The organism is Acinetobacter sp. 1542444, from assembly GCF_000581835.1.
GTDB lineage: Bacteria > Pseudomonadota > Gammaproteobacteria > Pseudomonadales > Moraxellaceae > Acinetobacter > Acinetobacter pittii.
The window spans coordinates 341426-362813 of record NZ_JEYA01000004.1 but is presented as its reverse complement, the minus strand read 5'-3'; the positions used below and the strand labels follow the sequence as shown (position 1 = coordinate 362813).

At 37.3% G+C, this 21388-nt stretch carries 22 protein-coding genes; 11 read left to right on the top strand and 11 right to left on the bottom strand.

All coding sequences use genetic code 11. From position 1 onward, the window contains the following. Positions 1-18 precede the first annotated feature (18 nt). From J580_RS16850 to J580_RS23260, 3 genes are all read left to right on the top strand, one after another. A complete protein-coding gene (locus J580_RS16850; RefSeq protein WP_032005015.1) occupies positions 19-759 on the top strand; it encodes a lysozyme inhibitor LprI family protein in 741 nt (246 codons plus the stop codon). Between the two features lie 112 nt (positions 760-871). Beyond that, a complete protein-coding gene (locus tag J580_RS16845) occupies positions 872-1588 on the top strand; it encodes an SH3 domain-containing protein (RefSeq protein WP_032005014.1) in 717 nt (238 codons plus the stop codon). 69 nt (positions 1589-1657) lie between these two features. Next, a complete protein-coding gene (locus tag J580_RS23260) occupies positions 1658-2329 on the top strand; it encodes a hypothetical protein (RefSeq protein WP_081403689.1) in 672 nt (223 codons plus the stop codon). A 176-nt stretch (positions 2330-2505) separates the two neighbouring features. Here the strand turns inward: J580_RS23260 and J580_RS16840 are convergent, their stop codons facing one another. Further along, entirely contained in the window at positions 2506-3120 is a 615-nt protein-coding gene (locus J580_RS16840; RefSeq protein WP_032005013.1) for a haloacid dehalogenase-like hydrolase, read from the bottom strand. A gap of 138 nt (positions 3121-3258) precedes the next feature. Between J580_RS16840 and J580_RS23700 the strand changes: the two genes are divergently transcribed. Beyond that, the gene (locus J580_RS23700; RefSeq protein WP_032005012.1) at positions 3259-3789 is read left to right on the top strand and encodes a hypothetical protein; all 531 of its coding nucleotides are present in this window, start codon (positions 3259-3261) and stop codon (positions 3787-3789) included. Positions 3790-3844: 55 nt separating this feature from the next. Here J580_RS23700 and J580_RS16835 read toward each other — a convergent pair whose 3' ends face one another. Further along, a complete protein-coding gene (locus tag J580_RS16835) occupies positions 3845-5188 on the bottom strand; it encodes a hypothetical protein (RefSeq protein ID WP_032005011.1) in 1344 nt (447 codons plus the stop codon). Positions 5189-5399: 211 nt separating this feature from the next. Between J580_RS16835 and J580_RS16830 the strand changes: the two genes are divergently transcribed. Further along, on the top strand, positions 5400-5981 hold the full coding sequence (locus J580_RS16830) for a YqiA/YcfP family alpha/beta fold hydrolase (RefSeq protein WP_032005010.1): 582 nt from the start codon (positions 5400-5402) through the stop codon (positions 5979-5981). 14 nt (positions 5982-5995) lie between these two features. Continuing rightward, the gene (gene parE / locus J580_RS16825) at positions 5996-7879 is read left to right on the top strand and encodes a DNA topoisomerase IV subunit B (protein WP_002122026.1); all 1884 of its coding nucleotides are present in this window, start codon (positions 5996-5998) and stop codon (positions 7877-7879) included. Between the two features lie 120 nt (positions 7880-7999). Here parE and J580_RS16820 read toward each other — a convergent pair whose 3' ends face one another. Further along, positions 8000-8503, bottom strand: a complete 504-nt coding sequence (locus J580_RS16820) for an ureidoglycolate lyase (RefSeq protein WP_032005009.1) — start codon at positions 8501-8503, stop codon at positions 8000-8002. Beyond that, on the bottom strand, positions 8500-9510 hold the full coding sequence (gene alc / locus J580_RS16815; RefSeq protein ID WP_032005008.1) for an allantoicase: 1011 nt from the start codon (positions 9508-9510) through the stop codon (positions 8500-8502). The genes J580_RS16820 and alc overlap by 4 nt, the downstream gene beginning before the upstream one ends. A gap of 199 nt (positions 9511-9709) precedes the next feature. Here alc and hpxO point away from each other — a divergent pair, with 199 nt between their 5' ends. Next, on the top strand, positions 9710-10867 hold the full coding sequence (hpxO, locus tag J580_RS16810; RefSeq protein ID WP_032005007.1) for an FAD-dependent urate hydroxylase HpxO: 1158 nt from the start codon (positions 9710-9712) through the stop codon (positions 10865-10867). A gap of 53 nt (positions 10868-10920) precedes the next feature. Here hpxO and J580_RS16805 read toward each other — a convergent pair whose 3' ends face one another. The 5 genes from J580_RS16805 to puuE form a co-directional block, all read right to left on the bottom strand. After that, on the bottom strand, positions 10921-11646 hold the full coding sequence (locus J580_RS16805) for an outer membrane protein OmpK (RefSeq protein WP_032005006.1): 726 nt from the start codon (positions 11644-11646) through the stop codon (positions 10921-10923). 121 nt (positions 11647-11767) lie between these two features. Further along, positions 11768-13135, bottom strand: coding sequence for a nucleobase:cation symporter-2 family protein (locus tag J580_RS16800; protein WP_031949632.1), 1368 nt, complete (start codon positions 13133-13135; stop codon positions 11768-11770). Positions 13136-13159: 24 nt separating this feature from the next. Continuing rightward, positions 13160-13483 carry a hydroxyisourate hydrolase gene (gene uraH, locus J580_RS16795; protein WP_032005005.1) on the bottom strand — a complete coding sequence of 108 codons (324 nt, stop codon included), beginning with the start codon at positions 13481-13483 and terminating at the stop codon, positions 13160-13162. Continuing rightward, positions 13480-13983, bottom strand: coding sequence for a 2-oxo-4-hydroxy-4-carboxy-5-ureidoimidazoline decarboxylase (uraD, locus tag J580_RS16790; protein ID WP_032005004.1), 504 nt, complete (start codon positions 13981-13983; stop codon positions 13480-13482). Before uraD ends, uraH begins: the two co-directional genes overlap by 4 nt. 99 nt (positions 13984-14082) lie before the next feature. Beyond that, on the bottom strand, positions 14083-15048 hold the full coding sequence (gene puuE / locus J580_RS16785) for an allantoinase PuuE (RefSeq protein WP_032005003.1): 966 nt from the start codon (positions 15046-15048) through the stop codon (positions 14083-14085). 252 nt (positions 15049-15300) lie between these two features. On the opposite strand from puuE, the gene J580_RS16780 reads away from it, so the two are divergent. The 4 genes from J580_RS16780 (at position 15301) to dsbD (ending at position 18975) form a co-directional block, all read left to right on the top strand. Beyond that, a complete protein-coding gene (locus tag J580_RS16780) occupies positions 15301-15651 on the top strand; it encodes an HPF/RaiA family ribosome-associated protein (RefSeq protein WP_001019316.1) in 351 nt (116 codons plus the stop codon). 153 nt (positions 15652-15804) lie between these two features. Then, positions 15805-16350: an ankyrin repeat domain-containing protein gene (locus J580_RS16775; RefSeq protein WP_005066773.1), complete on the top strand. Its 546-nt coding sequence runs from the start codon at positions 15805-15807 to the stop codon at positions 16348-16350. A gap of 12 nt (positions 16351-16362) precedes the next feature. Then, positions 16363-17130 carry a transporter gene (locus tag J580_RS16770; protein ID WP_014207941.1) on the top strand — a complete coding sequence of 256 codons (768 nt, stop codon included), beginning with the start codon at positions 16363-16365 and terminating at the stop codon, positions 17128-17130. Between the two features lie 18 nt (positions 17131-17148). After that, a complete protein-coding gene (gene dsbD / locus J580_RS16765) occupies positions 17149-18975 on the top strand; it encodes a protein-disulfide reductase DsbD (RefSeq protein WP_032005002.1) in 1827 nt (608 codons plus the stop codon). Here the strand turns inward: dsbD and J580_RS16760 are convergent. Beyond that, positions 18970-20163, bottom strand: a complete 1194-nt coding sequence (locus J580_RS16760; protein ID WP_032005001.1) for a GGDEF domain-containing protein — start codon at positions 20161-20163, stop codon at positions 18970-18972. The genes dsbD and J580_RS16760 overlap by 6 nt on opposite strands. 173 nt (positions 20164-20336) lie before the next feature. Further along, on the bottom strand, positions 20337-21248 hold the full coding sequence (locus tag J580_RS16755; protein ID WP_004790086.1) for an alpha/beta hydrolase: 912 nt from the start codon (positions 21246-21248) through the stop codon (positions 20337-20339). Positions 21249-21388 lie beyond the last annotated feature (140 nt).

Sequence of the window (21388 nt, the reverse complement as noted above, 5' to 3'; positions counted from 1 at the left end):
TTATTAAAGGTGTGTATAGTGAGAAATAGTTTCACTAAATTTTCGAATATTTTATTAATCTCTAGTTTGAGTATCTGCTCAAATGCTGCAGATTATAAACCACAACGGTTAGACAAGAAAACAATATATATTAATAGTGAGTATGATCTGAATAGAATGTATTCAGATATAAAAGGCTATATCAGTGATAATAAAAATGAAGTTAAGTATCTGGTAGATACTCAACGTTCTTGGTTGAAAGATAGAAATTTAAAATGTAAGTTTAATGAGAAAGAAGCAAGTAGTGAAAACTATAAATGTTTAAGTGATTTTAATAATTCTAAAATAAAAGATTTGAGAAATTCATATTTGGACTTTGTTAGTTTAGAGGGGAATCTAATAAAACCATTTAAGTACACAAATGGTATTGTGAAAGAATTAGAAACAGGTGGATGTTATTGTAGTGAAAGTACAATTAAAATTTTAAAAAACAAAATTTATATATATCAAGCTTGTGATCAAGGGTTGAAGGAGCCACGTATATATAATATTGTTGGTAAGAAAAAAGACGGATTTTCTGTGGAATATCAAATTGATACGAATAATAATAAAGTTCCGGAATTTAATTTGGCATTCGTTACTAACGGTAAAAATGTTTGGAATATAGTTCCGAAAATCTTTAGAAAAGAAGATTTAATAAATTTAAATTTTGCAATTAATAATACAGCTGATGTGAATATAAAAAACAAGAAAAATGATTGTCATGATGATGAAGAGTAATTATATATTATTAAGATTTTGATTGTATTTGATAATAGTAATATCAGCTTAAAATATGATATTGCTATTATTATAAAATAGAAATTCAAATTAAATAATGAGCTTAGCTTAAATCAAAAAATATCTTAAATTTATAGTTTTTACAGCTTTCATGATTGGATCTATTAAAGCTTCATATGCTGATTTTGGTTTTATTCAAGATAAAGATGGGTATGTGAATGTAAGGGAAAATTCAAGTTTAAATTCGAAAGTTACAACCAAATTAAATAATAATGAAATTGTTTCTTCTGTGATGGATGAAGAGACTAATAATTTTTGTTTAGTTAATGCAAGTAATGGTGTAACAGGATTTGTCTATAAAAATAGAATAAATAATTTTGGTGGTTACACTTCTATTAAACTATCTCAATATTCTAGAGAAAAAGCTGTTTATAGTGATAAAAAACTAATAGTAGAAGTATATACAAAAAATGCTATTTTAGATCCTAAATTTTATAAAGGAGAGTATAAGTATTTTAATGGTAAGCTATTCTTTGGTACTGATGGTAGTCTACCTGACAATAATTTTTTACAACTTGATAAAATTATTGTTAGAGAAAGAGATAACAGAATAGAAATCAGTAGAACTGAGCTCGAGCAATATTTTTTCCCTAAAAATGGTATAGATGGTGATAAGAACGAGTTTGCTGATTTTAAAATATATTACTTAAATAAGAATATTTTTATTTTAAATACTTTTAATAATGGTGGTGCAGCAGCTTATAATATCATTTTAAATATAAAAAATGGAAAAGTAGCTGCCAATAAAGCTTGGAAGGTTGAAATTTGACAAAATTCATATAGTAAATTTATGAATGGTTATAAATATTAATTTCATTAATGATGCGAGAAAATAAGAGTGATTTATAAAAAATTAATTTTTATATGTTTATTAGGCTTAAACGTATGTACTATTCAATATCTAATTGAAGGTGCTTATGCCAATTCTTTTGAAATACAGAAAGTAGATAATAATCAATCCATTGAACCTACTGTAAAAATTAGAAAAATAAAGAAGATTTTAGACAATAAAATTTATTTATTATTAGATTCTGATGAAGGTTGTATAGTAAGTGAAAAACCTCTTAATAAAGATATCGTAATTATCTATAAAGAGGACGAAAAATTTAAATATAATGTTGTGAACCCACTATTGAAAAAAGATAGTAGTGATTGTGTTTCAGAATTAGCTTTTGTTACAGATGAGCCTAATTATTTTTATAGTATTAAAAAAAGAAGCAAGGATTTAGTTCGAGGCTATGGCTTTGAATTAAATAAGGATCAGATTTTATATAAAAATAATAAAATTAGAGGAGTTGATTTGATAGGGGATGGAATTCCTAATATTATAACTGAATGTTTTTCAAGTGAAGGTGCACATTTTAATATTTTTGGAGGGCAAAATAATGAAGAAAAGTTGTTACATCGTTATACTTACCTAGATATGAACTTACAAGCATCGTGCACTGAAAATGAAAAAATATATAGTAAGGGTTTGTTAGATTTAAGAAATAAGTATAGAGAAAATTAATGAAAGTATCTGATAATATTCTCTATAAATAGAAATTTAATTTAAATAGCATAGGCACTTTTATTACTAAAAGTGTCTATACTATCTTTATTTAGTCTTTAGAAATCTATATAAACAATATTCATATCATAAGTTTAAAACCAATTTAATATTTTTAAATTTTTGATTTTAATATTTTAAATTTTCTTGTTATCACTATTAATTAAATAGGGGAGTTTGGCACCCATCAAAATAGGCAAGTCATCTTCAATATCATCACTGTATGTCGCGAACCAAGGTTGTTTGATATCAAGTTTATTCAATCTTCTTACTTTTTCTTCAGACCTACAATGTATCCCACTTATCCATCCTCCTAGTTTCTTTTGCAAAGGAGTACCAATAATTTGTACATCTAAATTGATAGACTCGAGTAAAACATTCGCTAACTTTTCTGGTGCAGCCGTGGCAATAAACACAATCCTTCCATGTGCTAAATGATCTTTAACTTCAGTTATACCTTGCTCAAACCAATATAATGAATCAGAAGTAATATCTTTGATATTATTGGAAAAATTTTTAAAACTGTATTCTAATTCTTCTTCATTCACACCATACGTTGCAATCCATAAATATAATGAAGCACCTCTAGATTTATACTTTTTAAATTTCATAAGAGGCAAAGCAACCGGCGTAACAATGAGTGCAGCGATAAATCTGAGAAGATTAGATTTCAATTTATCTGTTAACCATGCCTTTGTAGAATCACCCGAAAGTAATGTCCCGTCCAAGTCAAAAACAACGATTTTCTTCATATATTTCTCTAAATTTAGTAATAGTGATAAGAATTAGTTTTTAAAAAAAACATTTTAATATTTACTTTATAAATTTATAAAATATTTTATTGTAATTTTGTTATAGTGGTTTGATCTTATTATTTGTAAGCTAATTTAATGAAAAAATATTTTACTATTATTATGTTTTTAATATCATCTCTAATATTATATTCTCAGAATTTATTTGCAAAGGATCAATGTAATATTTACCAACAAGTAAAATTAAATATATTTAAGAAAAATGATTATAAATTTTATAATTATATATGTGAGTCTTCAGAAGGTTCATCTTTGAAAGGTTATCTAGAAAATCAAGAAAAAAAGATGTTTGTTGGTGATTATTCTGATTTTGCAGCTAAGGAAAGTCCTAAACTTTTAGCTGTCAGTATTTATAAGTCAAATAAAAGAAAACCTCCCATATTAATTACCCTTAACTCATCATATTACTGTTGTACTCCACAAATTGAAGGTGAACTTTATCAAGTTAACCTATATCAAATTAGTAAAAATAAGACTTTAAATCTGAAAAATATAACAAATATATTAGGTAATAATGCAGAGGGTTTTGAAGGGATTGCAGAAGGGAAAGTCTATTATAAATATAAAAATATTTCTGAGATTAAAAAATGGTTAGATAAAAATTATTAATAGATTTATGATTTTTAGAATAATTTAAAAAAGCCCAACAAAAGTTGGGCTTTTTTTAAGTCTCTACAATTCCTTCTAAATCTTCGAGCTTATAGTTCGGCATATCAATAATATGGGTTTGAATACCCTCTTGCACATAATCATTCATATGAGGATATAACCAGCGAGTGATCTGTTCGGCAACACTTGAGTGATACTGAATTTCAAAGTGATTTAAGCCATAAAACACGGCTTTATGTGAATCTGGAACTTTAAGCTGAAAACGTGGATTAGGGTGTTCGCCTAGCGCGCTTTTTACACTCACTAAGTAGTCGCCAATTACGGTCAATGCTTTATTACGGACCTTTTCAAATTCTAAGGTCCCTGCTACTAAAAAGGTGTTGATATGGGAAGGCAGTGGAGCAGGAGCACGGTTATCATCCATCATACCAATACGGGCATCCATATGTTCCCAATCATCATCACGAACGCTGCCGTGACGTAAGTCTAAAATACCATTACTGCGAATATTAACCAGTTGACCGAGTAAGCCGACAAAAGGGAAAGCCCCAAGTTTATCTTGTATGGTAAAGCCAAAGCGCTCTAAAACTGCCCCATGATGTGGAGAGCCAATACAGACTAGATTCTCGACCATATGAATCCATTGATACATATTTTGTTTGCCATAAAATAAGGCACTACGAGAGACTAGCCCGCCCATACTATGGCCAATAATATCAATGCTGGTAATTCTTGGATTACGTTGGACCAAGTCTTCTAATAAGTTTGAAAAACTGCGTCCATTAGCTGAAATGCGTCGACCTGTGTTGTAATTTAAATACAACATGGTGTTATGGTCACGCTGCGCTAACAGGCGCTCACCAATGCCGCCATAGTGTGCATTTGACCAAGTCAGATGGTTCATACATAAACCATGAGCTAAAATCACGATACGGCCTGCAAGTTCCCCTTGTTGTATTGCACCGTAGTGATCGTATAGCACCATGGGTAAAGCGAGGGGGCTATGCTGTTTCAGTAGATAATCCCCAAAAATCCCATTCAAAATACCGACTAAAAAATGTAGGCTTGGGGTGAGTGGTTTTTCGTGAAGTGTAGGATATTTTTCAATAATGTGACGTAAGCTTGGCGCTAAAAAACAACTCCCATATTTTTGTAAAGCACCATAAGAAAACTGATATGCCTTTTGCACAAATGGTCGTTTTTGAAAGTTTTTAGCATTTTGTGTACTCACACCAAAAGCATTTTTTAATACTTCAATATTAATAACTTGAATTAATTCATGTACACCATTTAAGCTGGTGCTGAACAGTTGAGCTAAACCTTCTAATACGTCTGCCTGACTAGGTGGCGTACGATCCCATTTACAATAAGTTTCATGTAGTGGTGTTAAGCTCGGCATATCTTTTCCCCATATACGTTATAACCGACGTTTTAAGCTGTACTTTTTATCAACGGCAGCTAACGTTTCCATCTTAGTAGTTTAAATAACACATGTTTTTAAAATACTGATGAATGGTCAGTTGAGTGGTTTTTCTTGTCTGACAATAGTGTTTTTATATACAAACTGAGAACAAAAATGTGAGTTTATTCTCAATTTAGAGGGAAAATATATGAATATTATCTACCTCCATGGCTTTAATAGTAGCTCTCTTTCAATTAAAGGGCTGAGCCTTAAGCAGTATTGTAGCGAATTGGGCATAAATGTGCATTTGCCAGATTTAAATAGATCTCCTGATCTAGTGGTTGAGCAAGTTTCAGAGCTGATAGAGTCTTTAGATGATGTAGCCTTAGTCGGTAGTAGCCTTGGCGGGTTTTTTGCGACATATTTTGTCGCGAAATATAATGTTCCAGCTGTACTGATTAACCCTGCTATGCAACCATGGAAGCTGTTTGATGAGTTATTTCAAGTTGAAAGTATGCCCTATGTGGTGAATGATCAATGGTCAATTGACCATATTCAGTTACGTCAGTTACAACAACTGGAACTGAAACAACCTGAAAATGCCGACAAAATACTCGTCTTATTGCAACAAGGCGACGAAATTTTGGATTATCGTCAAGCACAACGCTATTATAGTGCTGCAACGCCATCCTCATTGATTTTGACGGATGCTCATGGCAATCATGCTATGGAAGATTTTGAAGAAAAATTACCGTTAGTGATCGAATTCTTTGCGCACACCATCAAATAAGGAAAACGTACAACGTGACACAATATACGGCTCAATCGCTTGAAGTTCTTTCTGGTTTAGACCCTGTTCGTCGTCGTCCAGGGATGTATACCGATACGACTCGACCTAACCATTTAGCCCAAGAAGTTATTGATAATGCTGTTGATGAAGCATTAGCTGGTCATGCCGACAAAATCTGTGTCACGGTTTATAAAGATGGTTCGTTGTCGGTTGAAGATAATGGCCGTGGTATGCCGGTCGATATTCATCCTGAATATGGCCAAAGTGGTATCGAAATCATTCTGACCAAGCTCCATGCTGGTGGTAAATTCAGCACCGATAACTATCAGTTTTCAGGTGGTTTGCATGGTGTGGGGATTTCCGTTGTAAACGCTTTATCAACACGGGTTGAGGTCGAAGTTCAACGTCAGGGTAACCTATACCAAATGGCCTTTGAGCAAGGTGAACCAGTAGCACCTTTAGCTGTTCTTGAGGGTAAAGCACCAAAACGTGCGACAGGTACAACCGTACATTTTTGGCCAGAAGCTAAATATTTTGATAGTCCAAAATTTGCGTTAAAAGCACTCAAACACAATTTAAAAGCCAAAGCTGTTTTAGCAGCTGGTTTAAAAATTATCTATATCGATCAAATTAATGATGAAAAAATCGAATGGCAATTTGAAAATGGCCTCGTCGACTATTTGATGGATGAATTGCAAGACCGCGAAATTTTGCCAAACCCTGCATTTGTGAGCAGCGGTCAGGCAGACCGAGCGGCATGTGAATTTGCGATTTGTTGGAATGTGGAAGGTGGTGAACAGGTTCAAGAAAGTTACGTCAACTTAATTCCAACTGCACAAGGCGGTACTCATGTGAACGGTTTACGTTCAGGTGTTACCGAGGCATTGCGCGAGTTCTGTGAATTGCGTAATTTGCTACCACGAAACCTCAAACTTTCGGCAGAAGATGTTTGGGATGGCGTGAACTATATCTTGTCACTCAAGTTCCAAGAACCGCAGTTTTCAGGTCAAACCAAAGAGCGCCTTTCGAGTCGTGAAGCATCCAATATAGTTTTAAATATTGCTAAAGATGCTTTCGCGCTCTGGCTCAACCAACATGCTGAAATTGCCATGCAGCTGGCGGAAATGGCAATTTCTAAAGCAGGTCGCCGTTTAAAAGCAGCCAAGAAAGTCGAGCGTAAAAAAATTGTTTCCGGTCCTGCACTGCCGGGTAAATTGGCAGATTGTGTTGGTCAAACACGTGAGGACAGTGAGTTATTTATTGTCGAGGGTGACTCTGCTGGCGGTAGTGCCAAGCAAGCGCGCGATAAAAACTTTCAGGCGATCATGCCAATTCGTGGAAAAATCTTAAATACATGGGAAGTTTCTTCAGATGAAGTACTCGCTTCTCAAGAGGTGCATGACATTGCGATTGCGATTGGTGTAGACCCTGGCAGTGATGATTTATCAGAACTGCGTTATGGCAAAATCTGTATTTTGGCCGATGCTGACTCGGACGGTTTACACATTGCGACTTTGCTTTGTGCTTTATTCGTTAAACATTTTCCAGCATTGGTTGAAGAAGGACATTTGTATGTGGCAATGCCACCATTATTCCGTATCGACATTGGTAAAGATGTTCATTACGCGCTTGATGATGATGAACTTGAAACTATTTTGAAAAATATTAAAGGTAATCGTAATCCGCAAATTACCCGATTCAAAGGGTTGGGTGAGATGAACGCGATTCAATTACGTGAAACGACTATGGACCCGAACACGCGTCGTTTAGTTCAGCTCGATCTAGATGATGTGCATCTAACGGCAGGGTTACTCGACAAGTTACTTGCAAAAAAACGTTCAGCAGATCGTAAGCAGTGGCTTGAGCAGAAGGGTAACTTAGCTGATATCACTGTCTAAAAAGGCGTAAAAAATCCCCGCTCAATTGGCGGGGATTTTTTTATGTAAATCTAAATTGTTGGAAATCACCACAACGATTTCTAATATTAAATTAAAATAGACAGATCTGTATATTTTAATTTAGGTCGTAATTTTTATAGCCTGTGGGAATTGAAAAACATCACAATTTGCTCCACCTCCAATTCGGTCCACCACTGCAAAATCACTTGGTGCCTCGAAGGTAAGCAAAGGATGATGCCATGTGCCTGCCCGATAATTAATACTTTGCTTTCCATTCGAGACGAAAGCACATAGTTTTGAAATATCAGGAGTATTTTCGTCCAAAGCGGGTGCCACGATAATTAAAAACTTTTGTTGCTGTAGTGGAATAAATGCCTGAGAGCCTTTCGGATGGCGCTCTAGCATTGAAATTTCCAGAGGCAGCACACTGGCCTTAATATTACGGAAAATACTAATTCCTGCCTTTGCTTCACCTTCAATTTCAGTTTCAACGAGCGCATGATAGCGCTCAGTGTGGGCATCGTTAATATGAAAAAAGTCATGCCCATCGCAACAAATGACTTCTCCAAAGGACTGAAAGTTCTCAATGGTTAATGGCTGAATTTGAACATTCTTCATGATCATGACTTGGCAATTTTTCCCCATAAACGAACACGACTAATACCACCGTCTGGAATCATGTTAATACGAATATGCGAGATTTTTTCATGCTGTAAAATCTCATTCACATATTCATGAATATGATCCATTTGCATCGGTTGGGCTTCTAGTAAGTAAGACCAAAACATACTTTGAGGAATTAACTGTGCATCGGTTGCATTTTCGAGGTAAACCGCCTGAATAGATACTTGGGCAGGGAAGTTCCCTTTAAAATGAGCTGTATCAATTTCAAGCTTTTCAATTTTTCCGCTTTTACCCAACGCAAGAATACACCAGTCATAACCCGGTGCACGGCGGCGTTTGGTTTCCCATCCATCGCCCATATTGACTCCGCGACCTGGGTTAATCAAATTACGCGGGTGTCCAAAATGAGCATCACTATAGGCAACTACACGGCCACCATTTTCGAGAGCCAATAAATCGAGAGTCTGTTCGCTGTCAGTTACCTGAATATGAACATCACCATAGACACGTAAACGGGCAATACCGCCATCTGGGAAAATATTAAGGCGTATATGAGTGAAAAGTGCATCATTATTGACCATAAAAATATGATGTTGGCTTGGGCCGAGTTCAGTATTTTCTAAAACATTTTCCCATTTTGCTCCTGTCAGGTCCCCATTTGGTGCATAACATGCTTCTAATGATGCAGAGGCAGGATAATTTCCTGTAAAAAAGCTGGTATCAATATCAAGAGCAGTGATTTTTCCACTTACGCCTAACTTCACGATACACCAATCATAACCTGCGTGACGTTTACGGCGCGTCTCCCATCCATCCATCCATTTGCCGTTGTCATCAAATTTATCTTCAACAAAAATAGGTGCATCAAATTGCAGCATACGTTTTGCTTCTGCAAAGAAATCATCTGAACACTCAATGACTTGTGCACCAATTCGGGCATCTGCCAAATTGGTTTTAGTATTCAAAATCTCAGGAAGTTCAAAAGCTGGAGCGTGCAATGTTGCCATAATGGAGTATCCGTATTTCTTGTTAAAAACATGATTTTTCATTTAAAACTGCGCTAACACGGAGCGTGCCAAGTCGAGTTTTATACATAAATATATAAGCATGGTGCATGCCAGTTTTGTGGAAAAGCTAAATAAATTTTGAACGATGGCATGTTTTTAGCATAAGCACCCTATAGGTGAATATCTATAGGAGAGTGTTATGAATGTGGTGATTATTGGTGCAGGAATGGGAGGTCTAACCACAGGCATTGCATTAAAGAAATTTGGTCACCAAGTTCGCATTTTTGAGCAAACTGAAAAAATTCTTCCTGTCGGCGCGGCAATTTCGCTGTGGTCGAATGGTGTGAAATGTCTGAACTATCTGGGATTAACTGACAAAATCGCCAAACTTGGTGGACAAATGGATGATTTGGCCTATGTGGACGGTTTAACTGGAGATGTGATGACACAATTCAGTTTACTGCCATTAATTGAAGAAGTGGGCCAAAGACCTTATCCGGTTGCACGTGCTGATTTACAAAATATGTTGATGGATGAATTTGGTCGTGATCAGATTTATCTAGGCAAAAAAATGGTCAGCCTTGAAGACAAAGCTGATTATGTCGAGGTTTATTTTGCAGATGGTAGCTCAACGCAGGCCGATCTATTAATTGGGGCGGACGGCACTCATTCACTTACACGGACCTATGTGTTGGGGCAGCAAGTACAGCGCCGTTACGCAGGTTATGTAAATTGGAATGGTTTGGTTGAGATCTCTGAAGAGTTGGCTCCAGCCCAACAATGGACGACTTATGTGGGCGAAGGCAAGCGAGCTTCTTTAATGCCAGTTGCAGATGGAAAGTTCTATTTCTTTTTAGATGTGCCTTTACCAGCAGGGTTAGATAATAATCGAGATGACTATAAAAAACTTTTAAAACAATATTTTGTTGATTGGTGCCAACCCGTACAGCAGCTTATTGAACGCTTAGACCCGCAAAAAACCAATCGGGTAGAAATCCATGATATTGAACCGTTCACTCAATTTTATAAAGGTCGCGTGGTGATTTTGGGTGATGCTGCACACAGCACGACACCTGATATTGGGCAAGGCGGTTGCCAAGCCATGGAAGACGCGATTTATTTAGCGCGTTCTCTGCAAATTAACACTTTAGGGCTAGAAGATGCTTTACGACGTTATCAAAACAAGCGTAATGAACGTGCTAATGAATTGGTACTTCGTGCACGCAAACGTTGTGATGTGACACATATGAAAGATGAAGCCGTTACACAAGCATGGTATGAAGAATTACGCCGTGAACAAGGTGGACATATTATGCAGGGGATTATTAGTAATATTGTGGGTAATCCACTTGATTAAAAACAAAAACAGCAAGGAATTTTCCTTGCTGTTTTATCTTCTAAATTTGGATTTTAGAAGTGGTATTTAACCAGTGCACTAACGTTATTTTCGTCGGCACCTTTAATACCAAATTTGTTATTCCAGACTGAGTGCTCGATACCTAGGTATAGGCGTGTATCAGGAGAAATGTGTTTACCTACATTCCATTTCCACTGAGTTGTCCAGTTCAACTCGCTCGCATGGTCGCCTTCAGCAGTTGACCAGTCAAGGAAACCATCTACCAAGAAATCTTCAGATCCTAATTTTAATGGAATACCATAAACGAATGTCATTTGATAATCGTCGTCAGTGTTCTCATTGTTTGCACGGTAGAAGTTTAAATTTGCATATTGGAAATATGGGATATCTAAATCAACTGCAAAACCATAAAGGAAGTTGTCGAAGTTGTTACCGTCTTCACTGTTACCTTCCCAAGTAGTACTAATGAGTACATCTTTGATTGGGCCATACGACAGTTTTTTACCAGACACTTCGCCTAAACTTAGACGTGGTGATAACTCAAAGTAAGTACTCTTGTGGTCATTTTCACCACGCATGCGGTCCATAAAGAAAAACACATCAGCGTATTTAACTTTTGCTGCATATTCCAAAGTAATTGTGGTTTCTTTGTCATCTACAACTTCATAGTTTTCACCATAAAGTCCAGTCACACTAAAATCTTGCCAAATTGGTTTTGCCTGAACCATGGCAGTTGCAGATAACAAGGCACAAGTCGCCGCAAGTTGCTTTAATTGCATTTAAATGATCTCCCCCCAAATAAAGCACGCTAAGGATACAGGGTCTTAAGCAAAAATGAAGCCAAATTTGATCAACGGTTAAAAAAAAGCCCACCGAAGTGGGGCGCTAAAAATTAAATCTTTAATGAGTATTTCTTGTGTTTATTGTTTGGCTTAAATGTGGGGTGCGCGAGCTACGAAATGAAGGTAAATGATTAAATAATAAATTCAACAAGATAGCAAAGATACAAGTTGAACTAATGCCCGAATGGAACAAAGTTTGTACCCAAACTGGGAAATGAGCATAAAACTCATGGTTAATAATTGGGATCATCCCAGCTGATAAAGCGGTCGCGACAATAATTAAATTTTTCTGATCGTTATAATCTATTTTTGCCAAAGTGCGAATTCCACTCGCTGCAACCGACCCAAACAAGACCAAACCTGCACCACCAAGTACGGGCATTGGAATCGCTGCAATCAAACGACCCATAATAGGTAGTAGACCTAAAATAATCAGAATGACACCACCTGCTGCGACTACAAATCGGCTTTTGATGCCCGTAATTGCAACTAACCCAACATTTTGGGCAAAAGCGCTTTGCATGAACGAACCAAAGATAGGCGCAAAAGCACTTGAGAACATATCTGCACGAACACCATTGGCGATACGTTTTGAATCGACTTCAGTTCCTACAATGTCTCCGACAGCAATAATATCGGCTGTGGTTTCCGTCATAATCACTAAGGTAACGATTAGCATCGATAAAATTGCACTTAGCTCGAAAGTCGGTAAACCAAATGCAAATAAGTGTGGAAATTGGAGCCATGCGCCTGAACTCACCTGACTAAAATCACCAAAACCCATGAAGTAGGCGAGGGTAGTACCAGCCACAATAGCCAACAAAATTGATAAACGTCGAATGCTTGCTTGCGGCAGCATATTTAGAACAATCACAATGCCTAAGGTCAGCAGTGCCAAAGAGATATTTTCTACGCTACCCCAGTCGGGCGCTTTGTTGTTGCCACCCATCATCCAGCGAATCGCAACAGGTAACAAAGATAGACCAATAATCGTGATAACGCATCCCGTCACAACAGGTGGGAAAAAACGAATAATTTTTGAAAAGTAAGGCGCAAGGCATAGCCCAATTAAAGAGGCTGCAATGACCGCGCCGTAGACAGCAGGTAAACCACCGCCTGTGGTGATAATCGCGACCATGGTGGCCACACCCGCAAAAGATACACCCTGTACCAGAGGTAATTTTGCGCCTAAATATTTGGTTCCGATGGTTTGGATCAGAGTTGCCAATCCACCTACAAATAGGGCTGCTGCAATGAGCATTCCGATTTGTGCTGAGCTTAAGCCAGCTGCCGTTCCAATAATCAAGGGCGGGGCTACAATGCCACCATACATGGTCAGCACATGCTGTAAGCCGTAAGCAAAACTTTTGGAAATTCCTAAATATTCATGCTCTGGAGAAATTGCATTTTTTTGCTGATGATTCATATTTTTCTCCTATTTATAATTGAGTTAGCTACCGCGATAAGTGGAGTAAGCAAATGGGCTGATCAGTAATGGAATGTGATAATGCTGATTAATGTCTTCTATGAAAAACTGAATACAAACACGCGGGAAAAAAGTTTTGACTTGCTGCGATGAAAAATAAGGAGCAATTTCAAATTCAAGCTGATAAGCACCTTCTGCAAAGTCTGTTATTCCAAAATCACTCACTCGACCATCTTGATTAGTGGTGGCTGTCGCTATCAGCTCATGTGTTGCTGCATGAAACAACCTCACTTCTACGTCTGCAGCTGGTTTACCTAAATTCGTATCTAAAATATGAGTAGTGATCATGCTTGTATTTCCTGAGATAGACGTAATAGAGCAATCGCTGCAAGTTGCTCATGTACAATTGTTTTTTCGATAGCTAAATCGTTTTGTAGTCGTTCATGTAGCTTTTTTAAAATTTCATCGCTACTGAGGCCTGCCGCTTTAATTAAAAAAATAAAGCCAAACTTTTGTTCATAATCAAGATTACCTTGAAGCAGAGCTTGTTGTGTTTGTTCATCTAAAGAAATGCCAGCTTGTTCTTTAGATGAAAAATTCTGCTCTTTTGCATTGAGTTGTTTCTTAGCCTGGCGTTCACCAATTTTTGGATGGGTTGCTAAAGCCGCTAGTATCTCTTGCCATGACCACATTTGACTTAAATTTTCTGCATATTCCAAAAGAGATACTTTTGTTAAATAGGGACGATTTGAGATGATTTTTTCGGCCCATGCTTGAATGTGGACACAGTTTTTTAACAAAGTCTTGAGTTGTTCGGGTGGGGCTTGATTAAACTCGGCTAAAAACACTGTTATTCCTAAACTCGTTATCTTGATATAGAGTTTTAGCAATAACAGTGCCAATAGCGAGTTTTAATTCGCTTAAGGATTTTGAAAATTAAAAATCAATTATTTAGTTATGTGATTTTTATACCAATGTTCAGCAATTCCCTGACGACGACATATCCAGACCCGATCGTGCATTTGAATATAGTCGAGAAACTTCTGTAGTGCTTTAAAACGGCCTGGACGCCCTAAAATGCGGCAATGCATTCCAATCGACATCATTTTTGGTGCAGTTTCTCCCTCTGCATACAACACATCGAAACTATCTTTCAAATATTGAAAAAACTGTTCTGAACTATTAAAGCCGCCTGGTGAACAGAACTTCATGTCGTTACATTCTAAAGTGTAAGGAATAATCAGATGAGGACGTGATGCGCCATCAGCATTGGTAAGCGTTGTCCAAAAAGGCAGGTCATCACCATAATAATCTGAGTCATATTGTATTTGTGGAAACTCTGCGAGTAACTGGCGTGTATTGGGGCTGTCACGTCCGGTGTACCAACCTATCACTTTATTTTCAAACAGGTTTTCTAAGACAGTTAAAGCCTGCTCCATATGCTGTTTTTCGACTTCAATATCGGTATCTTGATAGTGAAGCCAGCGGTAACCATGAGAAACCACATCATAATCAGCTTGTTTAATCGCTTCTACAATATAAGTGTTGCGGGCAAGCGCCATTGCAACCCCAAAAATGGTCATTGGAAGTTTGCGCTTTTGGAACTCATTATGAATGCGCCAAAAACCAGCACGTGAACCATATTCGTACATAGAGTCCATCGACATATGTTTAGCTGGGTAACTTGCAGCGCCAATAATCTCTGATAAAAACTGTTCTGAGCCATCATCGCCATGCTCTATATGTTTTTCGCCACCTTCTTCATAATTAAGAACAAATTGCACAGCAACCTTGGCATTATTAGGCCATTTAACTTGTGGCGGTTGCCCGTGATATCCGATTAAATCACGTGAATAAGGAGACTTCTGGATTTGCTCAATAAGCTCTGCTCCAGATAGATAAGATTTGGACACGATTGCTCTCCTTTTGTTCAATTTTTCATAAAAATTTAAAAAATCAGCTTGCATATTTTTATAGATGGACTGATATTGAAGGTATGAAGATCTTCAAAATAAATTAAAAGCAGTACGTTTAAGTCAGGAGATAACAAACCATTACACCATCAAAATGTACAATTGAAGTCAGTTCATGCATGCTTAAAACATGCCAACATAAAAAAGTTTTGCATAGAAAAGATCCACAGTAAGAAAGAGAGGATGGTATTTATGAATATTGAAATCCGCACAGATAAAAACATCCATAACAGCGAACGTTTAATTACTTATGTACGTGCAGAACTTACTCAAGAATTCCAACGTCATAGCGAACGTATTACGCATTTTTCGGTTCATTTTAGTGATGAAAATGGGGACAAAGGTGGTGACAAAGATATCCACTGTATGATTGAAGCGCGTCCTTCAGGTTTGAAACCAGTTGCAGTACATCATAAAGCAGGAAATATTGACGCCTCGATTCATGGCGCGATTGAAAAATTAAAACGTAGCCTTGAACATACTTTTGAGAAAAAAGAACACCCGAGAGGTGGTCAACCAGAATTCATTGATGATGAAGTTTAATTTAAAATGCTAAAAAGCCCTTCGGGGCTTTTTTTATATTTAATGAAAATAAAACTATTCACAACATTAGGTTTGCAATGCGATGCAATCAACCTCTAAAATCTTCAGAAGAGATTAGGCATAATAGCCCTAATATATTTTTGAGAGATGGTCATGTTAACCACCCAGCAGCAAGCTTTAATTAAAGCCATAGAAGAATTAGAACTCGCGCAAGTGCAAAAATTACTTGCTGAAGGACTTGATCCGAACTTTATTGATCCGGAACAAGGGCCACCTGTATCAATCATTTGTGATGGAATTTTTAAATGGTGGGAAGATGTATCAGAAGCTTATGAAGCGGGTACACCACTATCAAAAGAAGAAAAGCAACAATCATTACAAGTTTACCTCGATATACTCGAAGCTTTGATTCAAGCCAAAGCGAATGTACACCTTTGGGATGCAGAAGAGTTTTATGGTCCTTTATGGGATGCGGCAAGCTCGGCATGTGCGCCAGCCGTTCAACGTTTATTAAATGAAAAAGTTGATCCAAACACACGCGATGAAGAGGGACTCACTATTTTATCTTCAATCAGTCAGTTGTTCTTTGATTGTGACTTTGATGAAATAGATTGGTCAGAAGCGCTTCAAGAAGAGCGTGAAACATTAGAATTATTGCGCCAACATGGGGCAAAAATGTCAAAAGAACTAACTACTTGATTGGATAATAGAATGAGAACATTTCAAATTTTAACTTTTGCTTTGACCACTGTTGCCGCAGGAAGTACTTTTGCTGCAGAGTTCTCTTTTGACCGCCCAGGTGCAGGCTTTGGAACAGGGATTACTCCGGTTGGTAAATTGGCTTGGGAACAAGGTTTGCCAAGTGCAACTTATACAGAGTCAACGGTTGATGGCGTCAAAGAAAAGACCGTAACTGTAAATGAAGATATGTTATTCCGTACCGGTTTAGCTGATGGTTTGGAATTACAATTAGGATGGCAAGGTCCAGCATGGACTCAAACTAAACGTGCTGGTAAAAAACACGATACGTCAGGCTTTGGTGATGTCAGCATCGGTTTGAAAAAAGCAATTGATCTAAACGATGAAAATTTATCAATGGCTGTGTTAGCTGAAGCGATCATTGCCACTGGAAATGATGAATTTACTGCACATGACGATATTTATAGCTTAAGTTCAGCAGTCGCTTATAAATATAATGACTTAGTCGGCACATCAATTACCATGCGCTACGAAGTACAAAATAGTAACTGGGCAGTAACTGCAATTCCAACGATTGATTATAAAATCGCAGGTAAGCTGTCAGGTTATTCTGAGTTCATTTACCGTAAAGCTGAAAGCCAAGACTACGAATATGGTTTAGGGACAGGTTTAGTCTACGCCGTAAATGATCGTACTCAGCTCGATGCAAGTATCGGGGTTGATTTAGAGGGTCAAGACAAGAGCTACAACGGTGGCTTAGGCGTGGCATTCTTGTTCTAATCGAAGCAACTTAAATTTATGTTAATGAAAAAGCTTATTCATCAGGGAATTCTTTATTTTCTAGCAATTGCTTTTTGTGTGTTTAGCCAGCTGGTTTCTGCACAAGATAAGCTACTCTCACCCGAACAAGCTTTTTCATTTTCGGTTGAATCTTCTGAGCCGCATACTGCGAGTTTGTCTTGGCAGATTCAGCCAAATTATTATCTTTATCAGCATAAATTTTCCGTACAACAAGGTACTCAACCTTTAACTTTAAAGTTACCTAAAGCGGTTGCCCAATATGATGAAAATTATGGGCAAAGTCAGGTTTACTACCATCAAGTTAATTTCCAAATTAAGACTAAGCCTTCAGAGCACTATAGTGTGACTTGGCAGGGCTGTGCCAAAGACCGTATTTGTTATCCACCTCAAACCATTGAGTTTCAAACCGATGCAGATGGCTTGGTGGGTGTGCAAAACCAAGCAGGAACAGCGCCAAAAAGATTATTAGATTTAGCGAATACACAATCCGACACTTCCTCGGGTTCAGAATCTTTAGAAAAAGAGCAGAGTACAGAGACAGCAGCTGATACGACTACACCTCAAATTGCACAAGATCAGATCTGGTCAGCCAAGTTAATTGAACACTCGCTTTGGTATGGAGTTTTATTATTTTTAGGTTTAGGCATGTTGCTCGCATTTACGCCATGTTCTTTACCGATGCTTCCTATTTTAACTTCACTGATCATTCGCGAACATAAAGGTTTAAAGGCTTGGACCATTGCGCTTACTTTTGTGTGTAGTATGGCATTGGTTTATGCAGGCTTGGGTTTAATTGCTTCTTCGGCAGGCTTAAATTTCCAACGCTGGTTACAACAGCCAGCAACTTTAATTGCTTTTAGTTTGCTGTTTATTGTTTTTGCTCTGAACTTATTTGGTTTGTTTGAGCTTCGTTTACCTCAGACATGGTTAAACCGACTTGACCGTATTCAGTCAATGCAACAAGGCGGTACTTTGGTCGGTGCTGGGGTTATGGGTGTCGTTTCTGCGCTTTTGGTGGGGCCTTGTATGACCGCACCTCTCGCTGGAACTTTATTATTTATTTCTCAAACGCAAAATCAGTGGCAAGGTGCTTTGCTTTTATTCTGCCTAGGCTTTGGAATGGGAATTCCATTGTTACTCGCAAGTATTTTAGGGGCAAAATTCTTGCCTAAAGCGGGCGACTGGATGCATCAGATTAAAGTAATTTTTGCTTTTCTGATGTTGGGATTAAGTCTTTATTTTATTCGTCCTTTGCTGCCAGATTTGGGCATGCAAGTGCTTAGCCTCGTATTAGGCCTGGCTTTTATAGGCTATGCTGTTTATCAGTTTTTCTGGAAAAAAGGGCAACTACAATGGCTTTACGCGATTTTATTATTAATCGTTACACCTTTTGTAGCCTATAACCAATATCAACATATTCAAAATCGAACTTTGCAAAGTTCTGCCCACATGGCCGAGTGGCATATTGCAACTACAGCAGCGGACTTTGAGAAAATTTTAGCGGCAGCACCTACTGACCGAGCTATTGTGGTTGATATCTACGCAGATTGGTGTGTTGCCTGCCAACCGATTGAGCACCGTATTTTAAAAGCACCAGAGGTTCAATCTGCTCTTGCACCTTATTATTTAATTAAGCTTGATTTGAGTCATTATGACCAGTCGCATGAAGCGCTACTCAAGCAGTGGAATATTTTAGGACCACCGACCTATTTATTTTTAAGCCCAGAGCAAAAAGAGATTCGTGCTTTACGTTTAACGGGCGCTTTTAGTCAGCAAGAGCTTTTGCTGCAACTCGCGAGTTTGGCAAAATTCAAAGAATCATAAAGTATCAATAGTTTCGGTCTGATGAAATGTACGTACCTGATTACGTCCCGAAGCTTTTACTGCATAGAGTGCTTGGTCAGCCTGCCGAATAACCAGATAAGGATCTTGTGCAAAAGCTGAACTGCTTATTCCAAAACTCGCACTAATGTGAATAGGATTATTTTGAGCGGTAAAAACAGGTAATTCTTGCAAGGCTTGGCGACAACGCTCAGCAATTTTCTCTGCTTGAATAATATCGGTGTGAGGGAGTAATAAAATAAATTCTTCTCCACCAAATCGACCAATAATATCCTCGCTACGCAAATTCTCAGAAAGACATTGAGCAATTTCAATTAAGACCTGATCACCTTGATGGTGGCCGTATATATCATTAATTTTTTTAAAATGATCGATATCAAGAAGTACCACAGCATAATCAAATTGTTGTTGGTGTAGCGACTCCAAATGCATGTTTAAACTACGTCTATTTAATACATTAGTTAATGGGTCGATTTGGCTTAAACGTTGAATATAAGTTTCTCGCTGACGCCATTGGGTGAGTAATATTTCAAATAAAACAAAACAGGCCAATAAAATAGGCATAATAAAAAAAGCCATACTTCCTAACCAGAAAGAATTGGTTTGTGCATGATCCATGGCTCTAAAATTAAATAGAGGTGCATACGCTAAAGCACCTGTCATACTTAAATATGTACAAACAGTTAAAATAATTGTGGCAGGTACAAGGGCGCTATAAACAATTTTACGGTCAAATAACACCAAACCCACCCCAATCGTACCCACATAACCGACCATAGTGGCAGGGCTGATACTGCCAATTAAATATCCATCATGACATAGCATAAGTGCAAAGAACTGCACGCTAATGAAAGGAATAACTTTTTGAGCCCATTCATCATTTTTGTAGCGGTAACAGGGAATAATCAAAAGGACTAATAAAAATAAGGTAAATAAATTGAGCCAAATTTGTGATTCTACTAAAGGCAGATTTGCCCATTGCCAAACACTTGGTGTAATTAAAATATAGCCTTTCCATAAAATCCAACTGAAATTCATTGCGCAAGCAAGTGTGAGCATCAGTGCACTTTTTTGTAAAGGAGTCCAGTTGATGATGTGATTATTGTGGATGAAATCGATTATCACCTGTTTTATTTTATTTACGGGATAAGTGATTAAACGATTTTTCATAATAAATAAGGGCTCCTAAATATAGATGCCTCTTTGTTAGACCATCCTAAAATTGGATTGTTTCAATAATTTATATTTTAAACATAACATGATTTTCAATTTATATATGATGACTTTTTATAAAGAAAATGATGTGAAAAGTTTTGAGGCCTATTCACATCATTTATAATAAATTAAGTTTTATCGAGTTCGTGTGCAAATTCAGCAATATCTGCCAATGCTTGTTTAGCCTCATCAAACCAAGCATTAAACATCTGGAAGTTATGCCACATGCCCGTATAAAGTTTGAATTGAACTTTAACACCAGCATCTTCAGCTTTTTCTCTAAAACGCTTGGCATCGTCTAATAAGATTTCTTTAGAACCCACTTGAACCAAAGTTGGCGGTAGGCCATGTAAGTCATCGAAGATAGGGGAAACACGTGGGTCGTCGGCTGCGATGTGATTGCCTATATAGTACTGAGTGCCTGTTTGTAGTGCCTCAATTGATAATAAAGCATCATGCTTTTTGTTAAACCGAAGGGACTCACTCGTGAGTGTTAAATCCAAAAATGGAGACAACAAGATCAGGCCACTCGGCATGAGTTCGGGTTGTTCTTTTAAACGTAAGCAAAGTGCTAACGCTAAATTTGCTCCGCATGAATCACCCGATAAAATAATATCTTTCGGCTGAATACCTTGCACCACCAAAGACTGATAGATGTCATATAGAGCTTCGGTTGCCTCAGGGTATGGATGTTCAGGTGCAAGCGGATAGTCCACATGAATAATCTGCATTTGAGTACGGGCAGCTAAATCCGTCATAAAAGCATGATGTGTTTTAACACTACCAAGGAAAAAAGCACCACCGTGAATGTGAAAAATCAGCTGAGTCGCAGAATCTTGCGGTTTGATTTCTTCACCTTTAATGCCTGCTAGTCGAATCGGGCGCACAGAAACATTTTTTTGTCGTGGAAAAGCACGACACATCTGATCTAGCACAGGGCGTAAGGCAGTAGCCGGCAAATTTAGCTGGCTTGGCTTGCGAATTGTTGTTTTAAGAAAAGTTTCTGTAAAATAATATTTCCAAACATTTGATATATTCATATAGCATCCATTTTTATGCTAGTTTCTTGTTTTCTTGTAAATTTTATTTTGCAAGATTACAAGGTTACACGAAACAGTCACATTCAAAAATTGCAATATCTTTGCGACTTCTGAATACTAAAAATCTTGAAAGACCCAAG

Coding starts and splice junctions, on each gene's coding strand:
- J580_RS16840 (WP_032005013.1), bottom strand. CDS start 3,120: ATGAAGAAAATCGTTGTTTTTGACTTGGACGGGACATTACTTTCGGGT.
- J580_RS23700 (WP_032005012.1), top strand. CDS start 3,259: ATGAAAAAATATTTTACTATTATTATGTTTTTAATATCATCTCTAATA.
- J580_RS16835 (WP_032005011.1), bottom strand. CDS start 5,188: ATGCCGAGCTTAACACCACTACATGAAACTTATTGTAAATGGGATCGT.
- J580_RS16830 (WP_032005010.1), top strand. CDS start 5,400: ATGAATATTATCTACCTCCATGGCTTTAATAGTAGCTCTCTTTCAATT.
- J580_RS16820 (WP_032005009.1), bottom strand. CDS start 8,503: ATGATCATGAAGAATGTTCAAATTCAGCCATTAACCATTGAGAACTTT.
- alc (WP_032005008.1), bottom strand. CDS start 9,510: ATGGCAACATTGCACGCTCCAGCTTTTGAACTTCCTGAGATTTTGAAT.
- hpxO (WP_032005007.1), top strand. CDS start 9,710: ATGAATGTGGTGATTATTGGTGCAGGAATGGGAGGTCTAACCACAGGC.
- J580_RS16805 (WP_032005006.1), bottom strand. CDS start 11,646: ATGCAATTAAAGCAACTTGCGGCGACTTGTGCCTTGTTATCTGCAACT.
- J580_RS16800 (WP_031949632.1), bottom strand. CDS start 13,135: ATGAATCATCAGCAAAAAAATGCAATTTCTCCAGAGCATGAATATTTA.
- uraH (WP_032005005.1), bottom strand. CDS start 13,483: ATGATCACTACTCATATTTTAGATACGAATTTAGGTAAACCAGCTGCA.
- J580_RS16780 (WP_001019316.1), top strand. CDS start 15,301: ATGAATATTGAAATCCGCACAGATAAAAACATCCATAACAGCGAACGT.
- J580_RS16775 (WP_005066773.1), top strand. CDS start 15,805: ATGTTAACCACCCAGCAGCAAGCTTTAATTAAAGCCATAGAAGAATTA.
- J580_RS16770 (WP_014207941.1), top strand. CDS start 16,363: ATGAGAACATTTCAAATTTTAACTTTTGCTTTGACCACTGTTGCCGCA.
- dsbD (WP_032005002.1), top strand. CDS start 17,149: ATGTTAATGAAAAAGCTTATTCATCAGGGAATTCTTTATTTTCTAGCA.
- J580_RS16760 (WP_032005001.1), bottom strand. CDS start 20,163: ATGAAAAATCGTTTAATCACTTATCCCGTAAATAAAATAAAACAGGTG.
- J580_RS16755 (WP_004790086.1), bottom strand. CDS start 21,248: ATGAATATATCAAATGTTTGGAAATATTATTTTACAGAAACTTTTCTT.